Origin of the sequence: Nocardiopsis exhalans (assembly GCF_024134545.1) — a bacterium.
GTDB lineage: Bacteria > Actinomycetota > Actinomycetes > Streptosporangiales > Streptosporangiaceae > Nocardiopsis > Nocardiopsis exhalans.
Genome location: NZ_CP099837.1, coordinates 4,991,282 through 5,011,167, shown reverse-complemented (window position 1 = coordinate 5,011,167; position 19,886 = coordinate 4,991,282). Strand labels below are relative to the sequence as shown.

At 66.3% G+C, this 19,886-nt stretch carries 24 protein-coding genes; 8 read left to right on the top strand and 16 right to left on the bottom strand.

All coding sequences use genetic code 11. The features are described from left to right. Positions 1-47 precede the first annotated feature (47 nt). The 7 genes from NE857_RS22175 to NE857_RS34575 all read right to left on the bottom strand — a co-directional run bounded on the left by NE857_RS22175 (position 48) and on the right by NE857_RS34575 (position 6,065). The gene (locus NE857_RS22175) at positions 48-926 is read right to left on the bottom strand and encodes a protein kinase domain-containing protein (RefSeq protein WP_254417502.1); all 879 of its coding nucleotides are present in this window, start codon (positions 924-926) and stop codon (positions 48-50) included. A 10-nt stretch (positions 927-936) separates the two neighbouring features. Continuing rightward, positions 937-1,572: a hypothetical protein gene (locus tag NE857_RS22170; protein ID WP_254417501.1), complete on the bottom strand. Its 636-nt coding sequence runs from the start codon at positions 1,570-1,572 to the stop codon at positions 937-939. 2 nt (positions 1,573-1,574) lie between these two features. Beyond that, entirely contained in the window at positions 1,575-2,306 is a 732-nt protein-coding gene (locus NE857_RS22165) for a hypothetical protein (RefSeq protein WP_254417500.1), read from the bottom strand. Continuing rightward, a complete protein-coding gene (locus tag NE857_RS22160; protein ID WP_254417499.1) occupies positions 2,303-2,929 on the bottom strand; it encodes a hypothetical protein in 627 nt (208 codons plus the stop codon). The genes NE857_RS22165 and NE857_RS22160 overlap by 4 nt, the downstream gene beginning before the upstream one ends. Then, positions 2,926-4,806 carry a radical SAM/SPASM domain-containing protein gene (locus NE857_RS22155; protein WP_254417498.1) on the bottom strand — a complete coding sequence of 627 codons (1,881 nt, stop codon included), beginning with the start codon at positions 4,804-4,806 and terminating at the stop codon, positions 2,926-2,928. Before NE857_RS22155 ends, NE857_RS22160 begins: the two co-directional genes overlap by 4 nt. Before the next feature lie 32 nt (positions 4,807-4,838). Further along, positions 4,839-5,273, bottom strand: coding sequence for an NUDIX hydrolase (locus tag NE857_RS22150; RefSeq protein WP_184365155.1), 435 nt, complete (start codon positions 5,271-5,273; stop codon positions 4,839-4,841). Positions 5,274-5,660: 387 nt separating this feature from the next. Continuing rightward, complete coding sequence (locus tag NE857_RS34575; RefSeq protein ID WP_363319956.1) at positions 5,661-6,065, bottom strand: helix-turn-helix domain-containing protein; 405 nt, start codon at positions 6,063-6,065, stop codon at positions 5,661-5,663. Here NE857_RS34575 and NE857_RS22145 point away from each other — a divergent pair. Further along, entirely contained in the window at positions 6,010-6,159 is a 150-nt protein-coding gene (locus tag NE857_RS22145) for a hypothetical protein (RefSeq protein WP_246420281.1), read from the top strand. The genes NE857_RS34575 and NE857_RS22145 overlap by 56 nt on opposite strands. Before the next feature lie 357 nt (positions 6,160-6,516). Here the strand turns inward: NE857_RS22145 and NE857_RS22140 are convergent, their stop codons facing one another. From NE857_RS22140 to NE857_RS22130, 3 genes are all read right to left on the bottom strand, one after another. Continuing rightward, a complete protein-coding gene (locus tag NE857_RS22140; protein ID WP_254417497.1) occupies positions 6,517-7,308 on the bottom strand; it encodes a helix-turn-helix domain-containing protein in 792 nt (263 codons plus the stop codon). Then, positions 7,305-8,252: a tetratricopeptide repeat protein gene (locus NE857_RS22135; protein WP_254417496.1), complete on the bottom strand. Its 948-nt coding sequence runs from the start codon at positions 8,250-8,252 to the stop codon at positions 7,305-7,307. The genes NE857_RS22140 and NE857_RS22135 overlap by 4 nt, the downstream gene beginning before the upstream one ends. Positions 8,253-8,780: 528 nt before the next feature. Beyond that, on the bottom strand, positions 8,781-9,203 hold the full coding sequence (locus NE857_RS22130) for an ATP-binding protein (protein WP_184365151.1): 423 nt from the start codon (positions 9,201-9,203) through the stop codon (positions 8,781-8,783). Positions 9,204-9,604: 401 nt separating this feature from the next. On the opposite strand from NE857_RS22130, the gene NE857_RS22125 reads away from it, so the two are divergent. Next, on the top strand, positions 9,605-10,414 hold the full coding sequence (locus tag NE857_RS22125; protein WP_254417495.1) for a helix-turn-helix domain-containing protein: 810 nt from the start codon (positions 9,605-9,607) through the stop codon (positions 10,412-10,414). Beyond that, complete coding sequence (locus tag NE857_RS22120; protein WP_184365149.1) at positions 10,411-10,593, top strand: DUF397 domain-containing protein; 183 nt, start codon at positions 10,411-10,413, stop codon at positions 10,591-10,593. The genes NE857_RS22125 and NE857_RS22120 overlap by 4 nt, the downstream gene beginning before the upstream one ends. 116 nt (positions 10,594-10,709) lie before the next feature. Here NE857_RS22120 and NE857_RS22115 read toward each other — a convergent pair whose 3' ends face one another. From NE857_RS22115 to NE857_RS22095, 5 genes are all read right to left on the bottom strand, one after another. Then, positions 10,710-11,486, bottom strand: coding sequence for a protein kinase (locus NE857_RS22115; RefSeq protein ID WP_221318794.1), 777 nt, complete (start codon positions 11,484-11,486; stop codon positions 10,710-10,712). 5 nt (positions 11,487-11,491) lie between these two features. Further along, positions 11,492-12,358, bottom strand: a complete 867-nt coding sequence (locus NE857_RS22110; protein WP_254417494.1) for a radical SAM/SPASM domain-containing protein — start codon at positions 12,356-12,358, stop codon at positions 11,492-11,494. A gap of 172 nt (positions 12,359-12,530) precedes the next feature. After that, positions 12,531-13,184 carry a class I SAM-dependent DNA methyltransferase gene (locus NE857_RS22105; protein ID WP_184365148.1) on the bottom strand — a complete coding sequence of 218 codons (654 nt, stop codon included), beginning with the start codon at positions 13,182-13,184 and terminating at the stop codon, positions 12,531-12,533. 162 nt (positions 13,185-13,346) lie between these two features. After that, entirely contained in the window at positions 13,347-14,546 is a 1,200-nt protein-coding gene (locus tag NE857_RS22100; protein WP_254417493.1) for a methyltransferase domain-containing protein, read from the bottom strand. Continuing rightward, a complete protein-coding gene (locus NE857_RS22095) occupies positions 14,543-14,680 on the bottom strand; it encodes a hypothetical protein (RefSeq protein ID WP_184365146.1) in 138 nt (45 codons plus the stop codon). The genes NE857_RS22100 and NE857_RS22095 overlap by 4 nt, the downstream gene beginning before the upstream one ends. Positions 14,681-14,845: 165 nt before the next feature. Here NE857_RS22095 and NE857_RS22090 point away from each other — a divergent pair, with 165 nt between their 5' ends. Both NE857_RS22090 and NE857_RS22085 read left to right on the top strand, forming a co-directional pair. Further along, positions 14,846-15,226: a DUF397 domain-containing protein gene (locus tag NE857_RS22090; protein ID WP_184365145.1), complete on the top strand. Its 381-nt coding sequence runs from the start codon at positions 14,846-14,848 to the stop codon at positions 15,224-15,226. Between the two features lie 27 nt (positions 15,227-15,253). Further along, entirely contained in the window at positions 15,254-15,790 is a 537-nt protein-coding gene (locus NE857_RS22085) for a hypothetical protein (protein ID WP_184365144.1), read from the top strand. A 205-nt stretch (positions 15,791-15,995) separates the two neighbouring features. Here the strand turns inward: NE857_RS22085 and NE857_RS22080 are convergent, their stop codons facing one another. Further along, the gene (locus NE857_RS22080) at positions 15,996-17,171 is read right to left on the bottom strand and encodes a methyltransferase domain-containing protein (RefSeq protein WP_254417492.1); all 1,176 of its coding nucleotides are present in this window, start codon (positions 17,169-17,171) and stop codon (positions 15,996-15,998) included. A gap of 522 nt (positions 17,172-17,693) precedes the next feature. On the opposite strand from NE857_RS22080, the gene NE857_RS22075 reads away from it, so the two are divergent. The 3 genes from NE857_RS22075 to NE857_RS22065 are packed head-to-tail and all read left to right on the top strand — an operon-like array spanning position 17,694 to position 19,416. Continuing rightward, the gene (locus tag NE857_RS22075) at positions 17,694-17,843 is read left to right on the top strand and encodes a hypothetical protein (protein ID WP_184365143.1); all 150 of its coding nucleotides are present in this window, start codon (positions 17,694-17,696) and stop codon (positions 17,841-17,843) included. A 60-nt stretch (positions 17,844-17,903) separates the two neighbouring features. Beyond that, positions 17,904-18,971, top strand: coding sequence for a cupin domain-containing protein (locus NE857_RS22070; RefSeq protein WP_254417491.1), 1,068 nt, complete (start codon positions 17,904-17,906; stop codon positions 18,969-18,971). 52 nt (positions 18,972-19,023) lie between these two features. Continuing rightward, on the top strand, positions 19,024-19,416 hold the full coding sequence (locus tag NE857_RS22065) for a transposase (protein ID WP_254417490.1): 393 nt from the start codon (positions 19,024-19,026) through the stop codon (positions 19,414-19,416). Positions 19,417-19,886 lie beyond the last annotated feature (470 nt).

The window sequence follows — 19,886 nt, the reverse complement described above, 5'->3', positions numbered from 1 at the left end:
GTGCGCGGGCCGGATTCAGCTCTTTCTCCGTCCTGCAGGTAGTGGGGTCAGCGGCCGTGGGGGGCCGCTTCGGTGGCTGCTTGGCGCAGCGCCGTGCCCAGCTCGCTCATCCCGGGCCGGTCTGTAGGGGCTGGGGCCAGAGCCGCAGTGAGCGGTAGGCGCAGCACAGCAGGGGCGGCGTCGAGTCGGGAGTGACCGTGGCGGGGCAGGTCCGCGCACAGGTAGCGGTAGGTCAGGACCGCGAGGCTGAACACATCGGCGGCTGGGGTGGCCCGGTTGTAGAAGGTCGCGTACTCAGGCGGCCAGTGCACCTCGGGGCCGCGGGCCAGGGGCCCGCGTGGGGTGTTCAGAAGGCGGGCGGCGCCCAGATCGGTGATGGATCCGCGGCCCTGGTGGATCAGGATGTTCTCCTGGTAGACGTCGCGGTGCACGATTCCTCGCTCGTGCAGGGCGTGCAGCCCGTCGGCCACGTCGGCCAGGATGCTGAGCCCGCGCGTGCCTGGATCACCGTGGGAGCCGGTGAGGAAGGGCTGGAAGTTGCCGTCGGCGCGGTAGGGCATGGTGTACCAGTCGAAGTGGTCGGTGCTGCCCTGCTCCAACAACGGAACTACGTGCTGACTGCCGGAAGCGGTCCAGGTGAGGGTGATCTCGTGGCGGAAATCTTGGCGGGTCAGAGCACGCTCATCCTCGGTCAGTTCGGCATACCAGTAGAAGCCGTAGGCGGCCCGGCGTGCGTCCTCATCGAGCTCGGCCAGGACGTGGTTGCTGCCAAAACCCGCTTTGAGTACGACCGGAGGTGCCTCGCTGCGGCTGACGAGGACTAGGGTGCTGGCGCGAGTGAAGACGAGCAGATCGTGGATGGTCCATCCGCCCTCACGGAGCTGGTCCAGGACCCAGGCGGCGGGGTGCAGGGGGTGCAGACGCACAGCGGACTCCTCACGTACGAGATGGGCACTCAGCACAAGCGCGTAGGCGGTCCAGACAGGCGCTCACCAGCAGGTCCAGGTCGGTTCTGGTGGCGCACGGTTGCCGCAGCACGGCCAGACCCGTCTCCCGCGTCCACGCGGTGGCTGCCTGGTCGAACATCTGCGCTAGCTGAGCGGTCGTGGTCGGGTCCTCGCCGAAGCGGCGGGGGGTGGGGCGTTGGGCCAACCGGGTCTGGCACAGCGAGGGGTCGGTGGTCAGCACCACGGTCAACTGTGGTCGGGGAGCGTGCACCCGGGCGAGTTCGCGGACGTAGTGGGCGACGGGGCGACGGTGGACCAGGGCGAGCAGGCAGGCTGTGGAAAGCGTGAGCCGGTCAGCGATGACCGATCCACAAGACAAGGTGGGGATGAGGTTGTGCCGGGCGTGCAATTCAAGGTCCCGACGTACCGCGGCTGCCGCTCGGCTGTTGGTGGTGGCCGCACGGCCCGCCCGCAGACCGATGATGGTGCGGGTGGCCTCCAGCGACAACCAGGAGAACTGCCCCACATGCGCGATGAGGTGCCCCTCGGCGGTGGCAGCCGCGAGCACTCGGTCGCGCACCGTACTTTTCCCGGCTCCGGCAATCCCCTCCAAGGCCAGGAGCATGATCACCCCTCCTTCTCGGCGATCAGCCAACTGATGAACTTGGCCGCTCTACCCCGGAGAACCGGTTCGGTGCCGTGGGTGAGCTGGGATCCGTAGAGCAAAGCGGCGCCGGGGGCGGGGCGCACACTCCACCGAGTACGGGGCATGTGGGTGAACCACTCGGCGGAGTGGTCGGCTCCGTCGCGCGCCAGCCACATGCCCTGGGCGTAGCCCTCCAACTCGCGGTCGTGGTCGGGTCGTGGGTGCCAGAGCTGGTTGCTGGAGGTGCTCTCGACATAGAACGCGCCCCCGGCCTCGGCTTCGGTGATCACGACGCTGATACCGGCGATCTGACGCGGCCAGGCCAGCGGATCCGGAGCGATACCGTCCAGATGGCTGGTGATGTGCTGATCCGGGCCGTACTCGACGTAGGTCCAGGGGCGGCAGGTGGTGATCGAGGGCATGACGCGGGACAGGGCCGGGCGAGCCCGGTCGAACGCTTCCTGGAGCAGTTGTTCGGCCTGCGGTGGGATGGTGGTGACCTCCACTCGCCCAGCGGGTTCGTACACGGCCATGGCCTGGTCGGCGGTGTGGCCGGGGATCTCGTGGATGGATTTGGTTCTGTGCTGGCCGAAGTGGTCGCGCACCTCGGTTGTCAGGAAGGTGGTCATCAGCTCGCGGAGCTGGTCTCGCTCCTGATCGGACACGAAGTTCTCGACGCTGCCGACTCCTACGGTTTCGGCGATGTGGATCATGGGCTGGTCCTTTTCGATGCGAGCACGCTTTGGACGTCGTCCAAGCTCGTGCAGTGGTTGAGCCAGGTGGTGACGGGGTGGCGGCTGACGGTGGTCGGGTCGGCCCACAGGGCCAGCAGTTCACCGGTCAGGGGTAGCTCCTCGGTCGGGGGCAGTGCCTGGGGTGCGGTGCGCTTCAGACGGCTACAAGGGCTGGAGTGCTGGAGGGCGAAGACTCGTCCGAGTCGGGTGGTCGCGGCGCTCGCGCATGCGTCCACGAGCGCACCTGCCGGTTCGCGCTGTCGGTAGGTGCGGTACTCGGTCTGTGCCCACGAGGCGGCGATCACTGCGGCTGCGGCGGATACGTGGCAGGTGGCGCAGCACGAGGAACAGGACGTCGGGCAACCCTTGGAGGGCGCTGCCAGGGGGGTGGCGATCTCCCACAGCACCTGCCAGGCCGAGCCCGGCAACAGCTCCCCCACCGTGCGGGCGCAGGGGTTCGGGTGCGGGCTGTGGGCACAGCACCCCGGAGCCGGGTCGAGCGGTGCGCCGGGCCTGAGCGCGGGTTCGATGAACAAGGCGTGGAAGTACACGATGCGCCCGAGTAACTGGTGGAGCGTCACGGCGTCCGTAGCCCCGTTCATGTCACCACCGGCTTCGTTGCCAGCTTGGCCTGCGGCAGGGGGCACTCACAGCCCTCGTCCTGTGTGGGCCGTTGGTCGTGGAGTGCGTCCGCCACAACTGCGGTGGCCCGCTCCAGAACCTCAAAGTAGGAAGGCCAACCGGCACCGGGAACAGGCTCCAACACCAGGTCGAGCACCGGACGAGTGGTTTGAGTGCTCTCACACCGCAGTTCCGCTCGACCCACGATCACTCGGAGCTGGGCCGGGAGGGTGCCGGTCACCGCGGCCACCGTCCGGCACAAGGCCGCGGCCGCGTGTGCATACTCGGTTCGATCGCGCGGCAGGATGCCGACTCTGCGCCCAGTGGGCGCTAGATCCGCGCCTTCGTAGGGGTGGCCCTGGCAGCTGTCGTAGGTGATCAGACCCCACTCCTTGGTCAGGACGTCGACCAGGGGGAGTACTCCGGGCTCGATCGCTTCCTGCCACTGGGGGTGGTGCGGATCCACGTCCTCGGCCTCATGCACCCCGGCGAGCCCGACGGTGTTGATGTTGCCGTGCGCGCTGGTACGCAACCGCACGGGCGGGCGCGGTGCCTGGGCGTTGTCCCAGCGGTCGACGAAGGCAGCGATCGCGCGCATACTGTTTGGCGTCCGCGGGCGCCAGCGCACGCTCTGGCACCAGGCACCTGCAGGGTGGGCCGGCTGGGCGAGCAGGGCAGCGATCCCGTCTACCATCCGCATGCGGTAGTCGCAGTAGGCGTCCTCGTCACCGGCCTGGCGCTGGCGCCAGCGGGTCGCCACACACCCACCTCCGCACGAGGACTGGTACGTACAAGAGGCGCACCGGCTCATCAACGCCTTGCCCTGGTTCAGCAGTGGCAGCCGGCGCTGCGCTGCGACGACGTCGGCCTGGTCGGGCTTTTGGCTGAGGTGGGTGAGCTGGGCCTGGGGCCAGGGAAGCTCGTCACAGCTGCCGAGCCGACCGTCAGGGTAGAGCGTGAAGACGTGGTCGCACTTCATGTTGGTGAAGTGGCAGAACCCGGTGTCCAAACCCCGCAGGCGCCGGATCGTGGACACGGCCGGTTCCAGCTTCAGCCGAGAGAAATGCCCGGCGCTGATCCAGCGGACGGTGGCCGCGAGCACGAATTCCGCGTACTCGGACGGGGTGGTCGCCCACGCGGGGCCGCCGGGGTTGTCCACGGCCTGGCGTTGCAGCAACCTGCTCACGGGCACCCGCCTGCCCTGGGCCGTGGTGGGTTGCTGCACGGAGGCATCGAAGCAGGGTACGAAGCTGACCGCGTTGACCGCATCGAAGCTGGCGAGGTGGTCCAGCACGGTCTCGGCACGGCCGAGCACGGCCGGGGTGACCGCGGCGATCACTCCGGCCGTGCGGCCCCGGTCGGCCAGCAGCCGCAGGGCGGCGGCCACACGCGGGTAGACGGCTTCGCCGTCATAGCCCACTCTCCAGGCGTTGCCTTGGGCGTCCCCGTCCAGGGAGATACCGATGTGCAGGTCCGGGTAGACCTCATCGAACAAGTCCAGCCACCGCTCGTTGAGCAGGACCCCGTTGGTCTGCATGGACACGCGGACCACGGTGGGTTGGGCGGCCAGTTCCCGCAAGACCTCCTCAACGTGCTCGCGCCCTGCCGTGAGGGGTTCACCCCCGTGTAGCTCCACAGCGAGTGGGCGCCCCCGAAAGAGCTCGGCGAGTTGGCGCACCTGGGCGGCATCGACCCGGGCTCCCCCAGGGGCTTCCTTGCGCTTTTCGTAGCAGTACAGACAGTCGATGTCGCAGGTCTCACCGCGTAGCTTCAAGATCACCGAAACGGCCGTCTCGGTATCTGCTTCGTCCAAGGCGCTGTAGAGGTGGTCGAACTCATCGGCGGTGTTGCGGTGCATCGGCTGCCTCCTAGGGCTACTACGAGAAGGGGCTAATCGAACAGGCGTCCGAGTAGCGCGCCTTGGCCGGACTGCAAGATGTGGGCCGCTTCGATCGGGATCCAGAAGCACTCGAAGTGCGTGGGCTCCTGCTCGCCGTCGTGGTCCTCCTGGCTCTTCCACCGCTCCGGGGTGGGATCGGCCAAATCCAGGTGAAAAACGTGCCGGTGCTGGAGCTCGAACCGGTACGGGCTGATGTCGTACTCGGTCTCACCGAGCTTGCGCACGATCGTGAAGTTCTTCAGCCCGGTCTCCTCCCCCGCCTCGCGCAGAGCGGCGTCCTCGGGGGTTTCCCCTTGGCGGATGCTGCCTGCCGGAACCTGGATGCCGACCTCTTCGTAGGAGTAGTCGGTGTGCCGAAAAACCAGCAGCTTTCCATCGCGAACGATGTAGCAGAGAACCTTTTCCTTGGTGGTCTTTGGTGACACGCGAGAACCCCGATTCGACAGCTGGATATCTACAAGAGTGCTGTTTCCGGCATCATCATGCACGACCGAATGTCGCTGTGGCAACGGGTCGGCATCACCGGAAAGCCCTGCCGATACTAGCTTTCCGAGCTCGCATGACACAACCGTCCGGTTGTGCATCGAAACTCTAATAGGTGCAGAAAGTGGGGCAAATGGACTGGATCGACTTCTTCAGGCGGGATCAGCTCTTGGGGTGGGCGCATGTAATTCGAAATCACTCTTAGCCACCTCGGTGGAGGTGGAGCATTTGTCCTGTGAAATTTTTGAGTCGCTACCTTTCCGGTTTTCTTGGGCTGAGATAGTCGTGGTCAAAGATGTTCAGCGCTCTGGAGCATCGCCCTCATAGGGTCATCTAAGCGGTGGGGGTGGTTTCGGGTTCTCCAAAGCAACCCACGCGGTGGTGACCCCCGAAGGGCTGGTAGTGATGCCCCAGCTGCTGGAAGGGGTGACCACCAAGCGGGGGTGCTCCCCCTGGACCAGGAAGGAAGCTGTTGTTAGAGGACCCTCGTCGGTGTGCGAACTCACCTGCACGTCGATGGGCACAGGAGCAGTGATGACCACCCGCAACGCCTGAGCAAGACCTTCAGAGGGTTCAGAGGGAGCTTCATCCGGTAGACGCCAACTCCGCTCCCCAGCGGCACCGGGCGTCCCGAGCTCTTGCAGGACCAGGATCGCGCGCCGTCGATCGGGAGAGCGTTTGCCCGACTCCCACATCGAGATGGTGGCCTGGCTGGTGCCGGTCAGGCGCGCCAACGCGCTCTGGGACAAATGCCTGGTCAACAGATGTGAGCGCAGCACGCGGATGATCGCGACGATGTCCAAACGCTCAACGGCGGCCACCATCTGAGGCAACTTCCACATCGCGGCGGGGATGCACACGCATGAGGAGTCCTTGGCCTGGCTGCCGCGGGCACGCCCACAGTTGGTGCACACATCCATCGGTTCTCGGCTCCTCGCTCAGGGCCCCACTGCAAGGGGTGTCTCTGCCCACCAGCTCGCTTCCACGGACCTGGTGGAATGAAGCTCTGTCAGCAGCGCTGACGTCGGCCCCTACTGGACAACACCGAGCAGGAGCGAAGCTGATGGGACCTTCTTGCCTCATGCCCGGGGCGAACGGTTTGACGGTCCCACCTCAGTCGGGGGCATCGAATGCCCGTGCGGAGCCGGGAACAGAGGGTGTGGCGGTGGGGCCGTGGTGGTGCGGTCAGTTCCATGTCTGCACTCCTTTGTGCATCAAAGGCAGGAGGAAGCTGAGACGTGTGCAGTGAGGGCCGACCTGGTGGGAGCCAGGGATGATGGCCTCGCGCAAGGTAGGACAAGCCCTCACGTGGCAGCTCGCCTCGCTCCCCTTGGGCTTCGGCCCTGGGTTCGGCGACACCATGAGCACCGCCGCCCCGGGGGTCGGGGTGTGGGCGGGGTCAGCGGTCAGGGTCAACGCGCTCCCCGCGGGGATCGTCATCTGGGCGTGGACGGGGTCGGGCTGCCAGCGAGTGAGCGTGATCAGGCTCGGATCCCACATCAGCGCCACCGTCGCGCCGGCGCGAACCTGGTAGGAGGGGCCGTAGCAGCTGCTCAGGTCTGCGGCGACTTCAAACGCCGCGCGCTCGCCATCAGCGGCCCATTGCGGGTCGCGGACCACGATGAGGCCGGGCGGGCGGTCAACGCGCTCTGCGATTTCTGACAGCAGCTCCTCCAAGGCCCGCACGTTCGGGACGGGACCGGCGACGACCACCACATCCAGGAACACCGGGGACCACCCCAGCTCCACCGGGCCGCGAGCGGACGTGGCCTCGGCCAGAGCATGGCGCCACACCACGTCGGGCGTGATGTCGAGGACGTCCAACATCACCCGAAGGGCTTGCCCCCAGCCGGGCAGGCCTTGACCGGCTTCCAGGTGCTCCACGAGTGAGGCAGAAGTGTTTGATGCGGCGGCCAGGTCTGTGGTGGACCAGCCGCGTCGTTGTCGTGAGTGGCGCAGGAGCTTGCTGAGGATCATGAGCGGCCCACCTGCTCAAACACACTGGGCTGCCGGAGCGCGCCGATTCCGCCTGCGGTCAGGGCTGCGGCTAGTGCCTGCACCTGTTCGGCGTGCGCGATCAACCCTTGAGTGCGGGCAGTTTCCTCGGCGTGGGTGAGCACACCGAACGCCTGATCGCGGTGACCGGTCTCGGCGTGAGCACGGGCCAGCGACATCGAGGTGCGCACGACCTGGTAGTGATCGCCCTGATCGTCGAACCAGGACACAGCCCCTTCAAGATAGGAGCGGGCCTTGGTGCGGTCACCCACCATGAGCGCGACCTCGCCAAGCCTGCGGTGAACCATCCACACCCCCCGGTCCAGACCGACGTCGGCGAAACCGTCCAAGGCCCGGCCGAGCTGGGCCGAGGCCAAGGTGGCGTCACCGCGGCCCAGAAAGAGCTGCCCCAGCTGGGCGCGGGCCCACGCCAAGCCGACCCTGTCCTGGGTCTGCTTCCACAGTGCTTCGGCGCGCAGGAGACTCTTCTCGGCCTGATCCAGGTCCCCGATCCGCCGGTGGCAGGACCCCAGGCGAGTGAGCATCAGGGCGTGCGGCGCGGAGCCGCACCGAGCCGCGGAGGACACACCCAGCTCACCGGTGATGCACCACAGCTGCATGTCCAACAGCAGTCTGGCCGTGGTGCCCAGGGCATCGCACAACTGCCAGGTCTGCTCGTGCAGGTCCAGCTCGTGGGCGGTGCGTGCGGCTGCGGCCAGGACCCCGGAGTTGCGTGCCGACCAGGACAGGGCCTCGTCGTAGTTGGGAAAGAGCGCAGCGTCGAGCCCTTCCGGGCAGAGCAGCTGCCGGTGGGGGTCGAGATGGCGGTCAGCGGCGCGGGCCAAGGCCAGATGGTCGGCGACGAAGTTCTCGGCCGCAGCGGTGGCGGCTTCCCGACTCACCACCCACGGGGTACAGCTGCTCATCGCAGAGCTCCATTCGCTGGGGCGCGAGCGGGGTTGCCACGGCCCCGCAGGTCCAGGACTTGTCGTACCAGGGATGCCAACTGCGACCATTCCCCGTCGTGTTCCTGAACAGGAGAAGGGCGCCCGTGGGTGCTTGCGGCCTGGTGCGCGGCCGCCACGAAAACGTCGCGGGGCCTGATTTGCTGTCGCTGTGCCAGGTAGTCAGTACACGGCCGGGAAGGCGTACGGGGAAGGCGCCGATGAATGTATCCGGCTGGCAGACTGGGGCGTTGGGGGAGCGGCGGTGCCGTCAACATCATTCACCACGCCTTTCGCGAAATTCTAGAGAAGGTGTGGCGCCCTGAGGCTGGGTCGGGTTGCCACGCTGATATCAGGAGCCATCTGCTCGTGTGGCCTGGTCTCGGGTCAGGCCCGCGAGAGCGGGCCTGGGGGCGTTGCCGAGCACGGCCAAGCGCCTCTTCTCTCAGGTCCGTTCCTGGTCCAGGTGGAGGTCCTGGCGTGTGGACACCATGGTCACGACCCAGGCGCTCATCGAGCGATCTCCGCCTGCACGCCGCTGCCCACGGCGAGCGGCTTCCAGGACAAGGACAGCATGTCCACCAGGACCAGACCCCGACCGTGCTTCGATTCGAGCGAGGGGTTGCGGATGGTGAGAGTCCGGCCGGGCTTGGGGCCGGCGTCCTTGACCCTGACGCGGACCCGATCCTCGAACACGGCCAGACTGACGGTGAACTTTTCGCCCGGGCGACCACTGAGCGTGTGGGTGACAGCGTTGGTGGTCAGCTCGGAGACGACGAGGGTGAGCGGGTCCGGTTCGGCGACGCCCCACTCCTTGAGGGTGGTCTCCACCCAGGCGCGGGCTTCCCGCACGTTCTGCGGGATACCGAGGAAGATCTGGTCGGCTTTCCGTTCAGCCCTGTTCTGGCGGGGTTTGGGGGCGGTACACTGCATTCGTCTTCACCTCGGTTACGTCGGGGTGGGGGTTACAGCTCCGGTGGCCGCTCTCGACTTCGGCTCCCGGGGCTTTTGCTGTTTCGGGGTCGGCCCGCCTTTGCCTCCCAGCTGGGGCGGGCCGACGTGTTCCCGCCCGGTGCAGGGCGGGGTGTTTGGGGTGGTCACCCCACGAACCGTGACATCCGTGGGGTGACCGTCCAGCTCAGAACCCCCCATCTCCCCAGACGGGAATCGCTGAGCTGGAGCCTCACCGATTCATTCGAGCCGGAGAGACGGCACCTTGGTGCCTGATGGCGACTATGCCAAGTCGCAGGTCAGAGGGCCAGTGATACAACCGATAAGGACCCCAATGTAGTAGTGGGGTTGTAGGGGGTCCCTTTTCGTAGTTAGCTGGGGCCATGAGTGACAAGGTGCTACCCGAATGGAAACCGTTCGGTACGACGCTGCGCCGACACCGCAAGAGAGCTGGGCTTTCTCAGGCAGAGGTTGGTGAGAAGCTGGCCCTGAGCGGGGGGATGATTGGGCACTTGGAAAGAGCGAAAAGAGTCCCAATCAGGGCACATGTTCGCGAACTGGACAGGATCTTCGCTACCGATGGTGAACTGGTGCAACAATGGTTGGACATCGTCGAGGAGAAGGACGTCCTGCCGTGGTTCAAGGACGCGCTGGAATCCGAGCGCCGATCCTGGAAGATCTGCGAATACCACCCCATCCTCATACCGGGGTTGCTTCAGATCCCCGCGTACACACGGGTGCTCGTCACTGCTCGACAGGTCCAGAAGTCTCGCGAGGAGATCGAGGAGGTAGTTGAGCTCCGCGCAAGCAGGCTGCCGAACCTGCAACCGCAGCGGCCCATCCTTTGGTTCGTGGTGGACCAGATCGTCGTTGACAGGGTTGTCGGTGATGAGCGGATCATGTACGAGCAGCTGGAGCACATCGTTCAGTTGGCCGAAGACGATACGATCCGGTTTCAGGTGATCCCTGACGAGGTCCGGAAGCACTGTGGTCTGTGCTCACCGTTTAGATTGATGACGATGCGTGACAACCGCAAGCTTGTGCGGATGGAACACACCCTGGGTGGAACCGCTTACGACAAGAGTGATGAGATCGAGGAGATGGCGGAGCTGTTCGGGGCGTTGCAAGCAGAGGCCCTGTCGCCCATCCGGTCCATTCAGCTGATCCAAAACATCATGAAGGGCTTGAAATGAACGAAGAGTGGGTCTGGCACAAGTCATCCCACAGTGACGGACGTGGCGGCGACTGTGTAGAGGTCGCGGAGGGCCCCACGGCGACGCGGTTCCGTGACACCCAGAACCGTCAGCTGGGCTACCTCGAAGCCCCGTCTACGGAGTGGGCTGCCATGGTGGCGGCAGCGCGCCGCCAGTAGTCCGACAGCGCAAACCGGCCCCGCCCAGGTGTATTGGGCGGGGCTGGTCCATGTTCAGCGGGCACAGGCTACCCCGGAGGCGTCACACACCACCAGGACCAAAGACCCGAACGTGTCTACCGCACGCCCCGGTGCTCTGCCCACGCCTCCGCAGCCGCCAACATAAACTTCCTCCACTCCTCTTCGGGCCTCGCCTCGACCACCCAACGCTGAATCCCCACATGCGCCCGCGCGAACGCGTTGATGGCTTCGGGGTCCGCGGCCTTCCACGTCTCACAGCCGTCCACCCACGTTTCAGCCTCGGCGGGGGTGTGCCCAGAGGCGATGAGCTGCACCACCAGGCACGCCGGGGTCAGGAACGCGGCCCCGACAGTCGGCCACTCCCAGTCCACAATCCACGATCGGTCAGCGCCGATGAGGACGTTGTCAGGCTGGATGTCGGTGTACAGGAGCGTGTCGCCGGCCAAGAGTTGGGGGGTGTCGGTGAACCGATCCCACCGGCTTTCCGCCCACCCTGCCGCTTCCGAGGGGAGTTCCACCGCCGCGATCCGGTCGATCAGCCCCACCACCTGGGACAGGTCGTGGTCTTCGCCGGGTGTGTACTCGGCAACCCGGCCCTGGACCACGTCGAACCCGAGCACGAACCATGGCTGCCCCTCGACCTTCCAGCGCAGGGTCGGTGCGATGCCGGTTAGGGCTGGGTTGATCAGGCCCTCCCGGACCACGGAGTCCAAGCGTCCGCCGGGCCGGTTCGGTACCCCTTTGACGAAGAACTCGCCTTCTCCGCTGGTGACCAGCGCGGTGGTGGAGAACCCGCTGCCGCCTTGGACAGGCCGCATGTCGGTGATGGGGCCGGTGTACGGCAGGATGAGGTCCTTGTACGGCAGTTCCATGGTCGTCACCTTCGAGGTGTGCAGCCGCTGTCGGGGACTCCGGGGCAGCACCAGCGGTCCGGTTCGCAAGGGATGGGGTTTGGCGGCGGGTCGTTCTTTCCGGCTGTGATCTCGTTTCGGGCTTGGGTCATGTCGGGGCCGGTCAGGATATCTGCCAGCGGCTCCTGGAGGACGTTGCCCGCGCTCATCCACGTGGAGAACACGCACGGGGACACGGTGCCGTCCGGTCCGATCGAGGCACGACCGTTGCCGCACGCCCCACACAGCCCGGAGCAGTCGGGTTCCTGCCCTTGGGCTCCTCGCCCATAGGGGCGAACGTGGTCAACGCCGATCCATCGCACTCCGAGGGTTTCGAGTTCGGCTCGGGTCTCCTCGACCCCTTCATTGTCTGGGGTGATGATCGAAACCCGCAGCGGCACCCTCAGTTCCAGTGCGCGGACGATGTTCGCCCGGGTGTGGCGGTGCGAAGCAGGGCGGCCGGTCATCAGGTTGTGCCGGGCCGGGGCGGCCGAGTAGTAGGAGGTAGCCAGCGACATGCCGGAGTGCTGGAGCAGCGCCCACCAGGCGGGGGAGACGTGGACGAGGTTGGAGTACACCTCCACGTTCAGCCCGCGCCCGAGAGTGTGCTCGGCGATCGCTGGGGCGTCGGGGTGGAGTGTCGGTTCTCCGCCGATGAGCTGGACGTGGCGGGTTTCGGTGTCGGCGGCCTGGTCCACCACGCGGAACCAGTCGGTTCGGGTCATCTCGCCGTGGTCGCCGTTGGGTCCGGAGTTGTTGTAGCAGTGGGCGCATTCGAGTTGGCACTGGCGGGTGAGGTCGAGCCAGAGCATTCCGGGGCGGGTTCGGGGTGGGGCGTCGGGGGTGATGGTCACGTGTCCTCTTCTCCATCGGGGTTGAGGTGTGTTGCCATCTGGGGAGACGGGGCCGCCATGATCGTAACGGTGTGTGGTTGGGTTGTCGCGGGTTTGGCTGAAAGCGGCCAACCGCAGACCACCCCAGCTAGCCGGGTTGCCATTCACCCCGCTGGCGACGTATTGAACAGGGTTAACCCTGGTGCGCCACCCCGATCAAGGTGCCCACGTGGTCTGGTTGCGGAGCTGGCTCGACCCACACCCGGGGACCGACGAACCCGGCCGCTTGCAGTAGCTCCTCCCACTCCTCCGGTGTAGCGGCCCACTGGTGCAGCCACACCCGCCGCCCTCGAAACCCGCCCCCGTACATCCCCTGCGGCCCCGACGAGCCAGGGACCGGCTCAGCATGGGAGAACACCAACCGCCCGCCCGGTGCCAACCTCTCCCGCACCAGCGGCAGAAGCACACGCGGGTCGCTGAACCACACCGCACCCCACACCGAGTAGATCGCGTCCCAGCGCTGCTCGGCTGCTTCCAGGAACGCGATCACGTCGCCCTGGTGGAAGCTGGCCCCCAACGGTCGCCACCGCTCGCGCGACTGTTCCACCTGGACGGGTGAGACATCGACGCCTTCGGCCTTGATCCCGGCTCGGGCCAGGGCAGCGACCTCGACCCTGCGGCCACACCCCAGCTCCAACGCAGAGCCGGGGTCGCCGAGCAGTTCACAGCCCGGCCCGCGCCCGTCCCACTGAGTCCATCCGAACGCCGCTTCCAGGTCGGATTCGGCATTGACACCGCTGGCGTAACGGTCCCAGTACTCGGTCACCGTGGAGGTCGGGTAGGCCATGAGTGGTTCTCGTGGGTTGGGAGTGCAGGGTCCGGCCCACGGTAGCCACGTCACCGGTGCGGCGGCAGGGGAACAGAGTAAGAGGCCGATTGTGCGCACGGGGTCAGAGTGCCGGCGGGTTAAGAACCACGCCATAACCCGGACCACCTCGACGGCTCAACCCTAGCGAGAGCGCTTTCGCTGTTTCGGGTTCAGCACACCAGCCGGGGTATCGACCCACAGGTGTGTCCAGTGTTCGCCCACGGTGACCCCCAACCGGTCCCGATCGGGGGAGCCAAAGCGGGTCCACTCATCCCACGCAGCGGCGATCTCGGCCCACAGGTCCCGGGACCCGTCTTGACGGGTCTCGTATGGGCCACCTTCGGGGGTGTACTCGCCCAGCGCCCAGGACCCGTCCGGTGTGGCCACATAGACGGTCGCTTCCCCAGCCCACTCCGGACGCTCCTCGGCTGCCTCGTAGACCGCGTAGCGCAGGTCCGGCACCAGATGCCCCAAGGCGAGTTGCCACCCGGTGTTGCGGTAGGCGACCACCCTCGGGTTGAACTCGATCAGACCGTCCGTCGCCCCTGGCGCGTCCTCGTCCACCAGCTCACGGACCCGGCGCTGATCCGGCCGCTGGGACCGCAGCACCATGAACGGAGCGTCACCGATGAAGTGCCCGGTCGCGGTCCTGTCCCCGTGAACCCGGAGCTTCAGCAGGACCCCGGGTGTGTTGCCCACCTCGAACGGGGTCACGATGATCCCGTACCTCGCGCTCCGCTCCACCCACGAGAACGGGACTTCACCGCGCGCCGCGACGGTCGACAACACCCTGTCGAACTCGTTCTCGCCAACCTCCGGGGCCCCGGCCGCGTCGGCTGCCACGACCGTCGGGTGGTGGCCGGCCTGCGCGAGATTCTTCACTGCGGTCTCGGCCAGCCCCGGGTCGATCTCGACCGACACCACCGAGTCCTCACCCAGCGCGTGACACAACAAGGCCGTGTTGTAGCCGGTGCCCGTTCCGATCTCCAACACCCGGTGACCCTCCCGGGCGTCGAGGGCCTGGAGCATCCGCAGGACCAGGGACGGTTGGCTGATGCTGGACGTCGGCAACCGTCCCCGCCCGTCCTCGCCCACAGGTTCGCCGTCATCGACCTGGGTGACGAGAGCGAAGTCGCCAGCTACCCATCGGTCCCATCGTGGATCCGTGCGGGTGATGGGGCACTCCCACCCGGGGTGGGCTGGGTCGGGTCCGTAGATCGTCTCGGGGAGGAAGGCGGATCGGTCGGTGGCGAGGACTGCTCGGTGCCACAGAGGGTCGGTCAAGGTGCCAGTGGTGGCCAGGGCTCGGGCCAGCCCGGCCCCGGGTGGGGTGGTAGTCATGTGGGGCGCTGCCCGTCCTGAGAGGGGGAGGGGAAGCCCTCGTTGCCGTGTTCGTTCGGCTTCTCGCCGTCGCTCCCACCGGACCCGCCGGACCCGGAGTCGGTCGGTTTGTCCTTGTCTCCGTGCTTGCCCACGTGTGTGCTCCGTCCGGCTAGGGGGTCAACCCCTGCACAGTAACTCGGAGTGGCTGGGCTGTCGCAGGGTTGGCTGGAACTGGCCAACTCACCCACCCCAGCCGGGTTACCCTTCACCTCGGCCCCCGTGTCCCCAAACACCATCCGACATGCAAAGGCAATTCCATGACCGACACCCAGCAGGAACTGCCGCCCGAGGCCATGGGCAACGAGAAGTGGCACGACACCACCGACGCACTCTGGATGCGCTCCTCCCTATCCAACCCCGACGCCGAAGCGATCGTCGAAGTCGCCGAGTTCGACGACGGCTTCCGCGCCGTCCGGGACGGCAAGTCCTCGGAGAAGGGCACCCTCTTCTTCACCCCCGCCGAGTGGGAAGCCTTCGTCCTCGGGGCCCGGGACGGTGAGTTCGACATCCCCGAGGAGTACCTCACCGAGGAGGAGATCAAGATCCAGCGCGGCCAGACCGAGGTCGAAGCGGCCTGGGTGCCCTCCCCGCTGAACACCCCGGAAGCCATGGCCGAATACCACCGCCGCCAGAACTGAGAGCAATGCTCCTGGCATGCTGAGCCCATGACTGGTAACACTCATCAGGACCCTGAGGAGCGCCATGCCCACCTGATCCGGGTCTTCACGGCTCTGGGTGCGGCGGATCCGCAGGCCTGGGCCGACTCCGAAATGGGCGAGGACATTCCGCAGCTGGCCCGTTTCCTGTTTCTGCGTTGTGTCCGGCAGGTGGTGGCGCAGTGGGAGCAGCCCGGCGCCGTGGAGCAGCTGCTCGCCGATCCGCGAAGCCCCGACGCGCTGGCGCAGTTCGAGGCTGCGGGCATCGAGCCACGGACGTTGGCGCTCTTCGCCAGTCGAGTCGCCCATGCCACCGCCTTCGACCTGGCCTATCGGCTGGCAGACTCCGACTTCGTCGACCACGACCCGCAGGATCCCGACGGATACCCGCCAAGGGAGCTCCGCGACGAACTTCCTGGCTGGTGCCTGGTGGAGTCCACGCCGACCGGTGAACACACGGACCGCCACCTCGACAGCCTGCACGAGGACATCGGCGGGCTCTGGGAGGAGTTCACCGCGGAGTTCGAACCGCGGCGGGGTGAGTAGGAGTACCGAACACCCACACGCTCTCGAACCACAAGTCTTGCCAATTACTCCAGAACGATCGGGAAGGGCACTGCCCGGCTTGAGGGTCCCCTCTGCGCACACCCTTCAGGAGTGCGTGCTCCCTGTCCGTTGGGGATGCTGGACGACCGCCGATGAGTCTCCGCGGTACCAGCAGCCTCCTGAAGGGCGGTGGCGTTGGGGAGGGTCAAGCCACGGGGGTGTGAGGTGTGTCCACCCACAGCCGTTGGTCGCCCCCGACCGTCACGCTCACTCCGAGCCGGTCACGGCCTGGTCTCCCCGCTGCCTCCCAAACGCGGTGGGCTCTGTCGATCTCCGCGCACAGATCGCGGGGCCCGCCGCGGTGCGCCTCGTAGTCGCTGTCAGCGGGCACGTACTCGACCAGGGCCCACGAACCACGCCTGTCGTACAGGTAGACGGTGGCCTCGCCGCTGTCGTCCGCTGCGGGGTAGCGGACCGTACTCAAGTGGGGGACCAGCACCCCGAGCACCAGGGCTAGGCCCCCAGCCGGGTCAGCGTCGCAGACCGGCATGGGGTTGAAGGTCGTGCGGTACTCAACAGCTCCCGGGGCGCCTTCGTCAACGTAGTCCCGCCAGCCCCCGGCTGGCACCCGCTGGTCGCGCAGCAACGTGAACGGAGCATCACCGCTGACCTGCCCGTGCGCGGTTTCGTTGTCGTCCACGGTCAACCGCAGAAGGCCGGTGGTCGCGAATCCGGTCGCCCAGGGAGTGACGATGACACCGCCGGGCCGGGTCTGGGAGATCCACGCACCGGGGATGTCGTGGGCCGCGACGGTAGCGAGAACGCGATCGTAGAGCGCTCGGCTCGGGACCCCGCCGACACCGTCTCCTACGACCAGGTTCGGCTTGTATCCGGCCGCCGCCAGGTTCCTTCGCGCCCGCTCGGCAAGAGCCGGGTCGATCTCGATGGAGGTGACGTGCTCGTCACCGAGCCGCTCACACAGCAGTGCGCAGTTATACCCGGTCGCGGTGCCGATCTCCAACACGCTCATACCCTCGCTCACGTCCAGGGCCTGGAGCATCTCGACGACCAGAGAGGGCTGGGAGGCCGAAGAGGTGGCCCGCTCACCGCGCCCATCCGGGTAACAGGGGCGGCCGTCATCGACCTGGGTGATGACCGAGACGTCATCGTAGGCCCAGCGGGACCAGTTCAGGTGTGAGCGGGCCACAGCAACGAGGCGGCCGTCGCCGGCGTCAAGGTCCTCTCCCCACACGGTGTCGGGGAGAAAGTCGTGCCGCGGCACCCTTTCCAGAGCCTGGCGCCAGGCTGGGTCGGTGAGGATGCCGCGCTCTGCGAGGAGAGCGGCGAGGGCGGCCCGCCGCTCGATGTGGGGATCGGCCACTACTTGCCCTGTTTCTCTCCGCCGCCGCCGTGCGGGCTGGGGTGCTGGGAGTCATTGTCCTTGGGGTCGCCGCGCTGGTCCGGGGGTTTGTCTGCGTCGCTGTGCTTGCCCATGTCAGCTCTTCCAGGGGTGAGGGGAGACGGTACAGGGTGACGGTAGCTCTTCTGTGACTCTGCGTTATGAAGTTGTCCGGAACCGGTCTGTGATGTGTGGGCAGGTGCGAGGGAGGGAAAACGTGTCAGCTCGGGCGAGGCCGCTGTCATGGGCGAGCGCAAACTTCTGCACCTGCCTGGTAGAGCCGAAGATCATCCCAGATGTGCCCTGTTGCGGGCCGGAGCGACTTTCACATCAGCACCACTAGTTCTATTTATTCAACTGAAGAACAACTGGTGCGACAGTCATGAAACCAAGACAAGTCGGCGACCTGTGGTTACAGGTTTTGGTGCTAGATGTCCTATTGACTCCATGGAAGGCTGAAAATATCCTCATGTCGCTTCACCCCTGACGGAAAAGGAGAGAGTCATGAGTGCCCCCTCTGGCGACCTGGTGATGAACGTAGAGGTCCTGGCTGGAGTCCACGACCGCTTCGATGCTGAGCACTCCGATCCCACGGGAACCTCGGTGGGCGACGACGGAGAAAACCGCGACGGATTCGCCCACGTCGAGCCCTAGCGTTTCCCGGAAACAAAATCTTCTCCGAGCTTCGGCAAGCGTTAATCCTGGAAGGGACCCATGGAACACCGGTTCGTGCGGGAGATCGAGCAGGCACTCAGCTGGCCAGGGCCAAGCATGCTGGGCAAGGAATTCACGCGCGGGAGCGTGAGCGACTCCAGTCTCCCCACTCGACTGCTGACTCCGCACAAGCTGCTCGACCTCATCATGAGACGCAGCCTGTCGGCCCCGCAGTTCCGGTGCTTTCGCGCGGGAGAGGAGCTCCATCCGTCCCGGTTCCTCAGCGACTCGGTGAGCCGTCGCGGTCAGAGCATCCGGATCCCCGATATGCGCAGACTCGGCCGCCTGCTCGACGATGGCTGCACCCTGGTACTCGACGAGGTGAACTTCTTCGACCCCACCATGGAAGTGGCATGTCGGGCCCTGCAGTGGTGGTCGCATGAACTCGTCCAGGTCAACACCTACCTGACCACCCAGGACGCGGCCGGGTTCTCCCTCCACTGGGACGACCATGACGTGGTGATCATCCAGCTCGCAGGAGAGAAAAGCTGGGAGGTGCGCGGCGCTTCCCGAGTCGCACCCATGTACCGGGATGCCGAACCCAACAACGAGCCCCCCGAGGACGTGCTCTGGGCCGGGACCATGCGCCCCGGCGACGTCATGCACATCCCCCGCGGCTACTGGCACCAGGCCACCCGCACCGACCGGGGAGATGGCTACAGCCTCCACGCCACCTTCGGCTTCGTCAAGCGCGCAGGAGCCAACTGGATCGCATGGCTCGCCGACCGGGCCCGCGAACACGAGCTGTTCCGCCATGACCTGGAACGGTGGAGCACGAGCGCATCCATCGAGGCCCAGCAAGAGGCGCTCACCCAGGCCGCCGCAGAACTACTCAAGGCCCACACCCCCTCGGAGTTCCTCTCCGCCCGGGAAGAGCAGCGTCCAGCTTCACGGCACGTTCCCCACCTGCCGATCTTCGGGAATCTCACCGACGTGGTGTGCGTGACCGAATTTCCCCCACACGTTCGCGAGGATGGTGGCGCTGTCACTGTCCAGGCCGCAGGCAAAAAGATCACCTTCGCCGCCAAGGCCCTCTGTGTCAGGCTCAAGTGGGACACCAAGGGATAACCTTCACTAACTGGCACAAGCAGGGCGAGAACAGGCAACCACCACCGTGACGATGACCAACCACGACCTCCACACCAACGATGAAGGGCCTCGAGCCACCCGGCCCAAGCGCCGGACCTTCACCCACGCCTACAAGCTGCGGGTCCTGGAGGAATACGACACCGCACCCGCCGGCGAGAAAGGCGCCCTGCTGCGCAGGGAAGGACTCTACGACTCCAGCATCCAGCTCTGGCGCAAACAGAGAGATGGCGGCGAACTGAGCACCTCACCGGCCGGGGCGACTTCCAGAAAGAAGACACCTGAACAGGTCGAACTGGAACAGCTGCGCCGGGAGAAAGCCAAACTTGAGCGTGACAACGCCCGGATGTCCAAGAAGCTGACCCAGACCGAGGCAGCCATGGAAATCCTGGGAAAAGGTGTGCCACGAACGCGGGAGGCCGCTTGAGGTAGATAAGCGGTTGAACGCGGTGCTGCACGGGAGATGAAGGATTGGCCCTTCGAAGCCGCCCTGCGGGGGAGGCTTCAAACCGCCACATGCTGCGGAAGCGGTGACGCGACCGTGGTGAGCGATGTGGAAAAGGCATCCTAGAGATGTCAGGTGGGGTCCGGGAAGACGGAGCGCAAATCCCTCGCAGAGGGGACGCTGTTGACGCGTCGTTAAGGATTAAGCGGCATCAAAACCGGGGGTTACTTTTTGCCCCGGGATGAGCCTGGCGGCAACCCGCTTATTGGCCAGGCGGTGCCCGGCGTGGAGGCGACGTGAGCCCGGACTGCCGGTCCCGTGCGGAACGTGGGAAGGCACGTCCCGATGCTGCGGCCGTACCCGAATTGGACGAGGCCGCGTAAGGGAGAACCTCAAGCGGTGAACCCGTAAGAGGCTGAGTACCGATGCGGGATGTGTTGACGGACCGGTCC

What these genes read in the sequence shown, in the direction of transcription:
- NE857_RS22170 (WP_254417501.1), bottom strand. Translation starts at nt 1,572, where the DNA reads ATGCTCCTGGCCTTGGAGGGGATTGCCGGAGCCGGGAAAAGTACGGTG.
- NE857_RS22165 (WP_254417500.1), bottom strand. Translation starts at nt 2,306, where the DNA reads ATGATCCACATCGCCGAAACCGTAGGAGTCGGCAGCGTCGAGAACTTC.
- NE857_RS22160 (WP_254417499.1), bottom strand. Translation starts at nt 2,929, where the DNA reads ATGAACGGGGCTACGGACGCCGTGACGCTCCACCAGTTACTCGGGCGC.
- NE857_RS22155 (WP_254417498.1), bottom strand. Translation starts at nt 4,806, where the DNA reads ATGCACCGCAACACCGCCGATGAGTTCGACCACCTCTACAGCGCCTTG.
- NE857_RS22140 (WP_254417497.1), bottom strand. Translation starts at nt 7,308, where the DNA reads ATGATCCTCAGCAAGCTCCTGCGCCACTCACGACAACGACGCGGCTGG.
- NE857_RS22135 (WP_254417496.1), bottom strand. Translation starts at nt 8,252, where the DNA reads ATGAGCAGCTGTACCCCGTGGGTGGTGAGTCGGGAAGCCGCCACCGCT.
- NE857_RS22130 (WP_184365151.1), bottom strand. Translation starts at nt 9,203, where the DNA reads ATGCAGTGTACCGCCCCCAAACCCCGCCAGAACAGGGCTGAACGGAAA.
- NE857_RS22125 (WP_254417495.1), top strand. Translation starts at nt 9,605, where the DNA reads ATGAGTGACAAGGTGCTACCCGAATGGAAACCGTTCGGTACGACGCTG.
- NE857_RS22120 (WP_184365149.1), top strand. Translation starts at nt 10,411, where the DNA reads ATGAACGAAGAGTGGGTCTGGCACAAGTCATCCCACAGTGACGGACGT.
- NE857_RS22115 (WP_221318794.1), bottom strand. Translation starts at nt 11,486, where the DNA reads ATGGAACTGCCGTACAAGGACCTCATCCTGCCGTACACCGGCCCCATC.
- NE857_RS22105 (WP_184365148.1), bottom strand. Translation starts at nt 13,184, where the DNA reads ATGGCCTACCCGACCTCCACGGTGACCGAGTACTGGGACCGTTACGCC.
- NE857_RS22100 (WP_254417493.1), bottom strand. Translation starts at nt 14,546, where the DNA reads ATGACTACCACCCCACCCGGGGCCGGGCTGGCCCGAGCCCTGGCCACC.
- NE857_RS22090 (WP_184365145.1), top strand. Translation starts at nt 14,846, where the DNA reads ATGACCGACACCCAGCAGGAACTGCCGCCCGAGGCCATGGGCAACGAG.
- NE857_RS22085 (WP_184365144.1), top strand. Translation starts at nt 15,254, where the DNA reads ATGACTGGTAACACTCATCAGGACCCTGAGGAGCGCCATGCCCACCTG.
- NE857_RS22075 (WP_184365143.1), top strand. Translation starts at nt 17,694, where the DNA reads ATGAGTGCCCCCTCTGGCGACCTGGTGATGAACGTAGAGGTCCTGGCT.
- NE857_RS22070 (WP_254417491.1), top strand. Translation starts at nt 17,904, where the DNA reads ATGGAACACCGGTTCGTGCGGGAGATCGAGCAGGCACTCAGCTGGCCA.
- NE857_RS22065 (WP_254417490.1), top strand. Translation starts at nt 19,024, where the DNA reads ATGACCAACCACGACCTCCACACCAACGATGAAGGGCCTCGAGCCACC.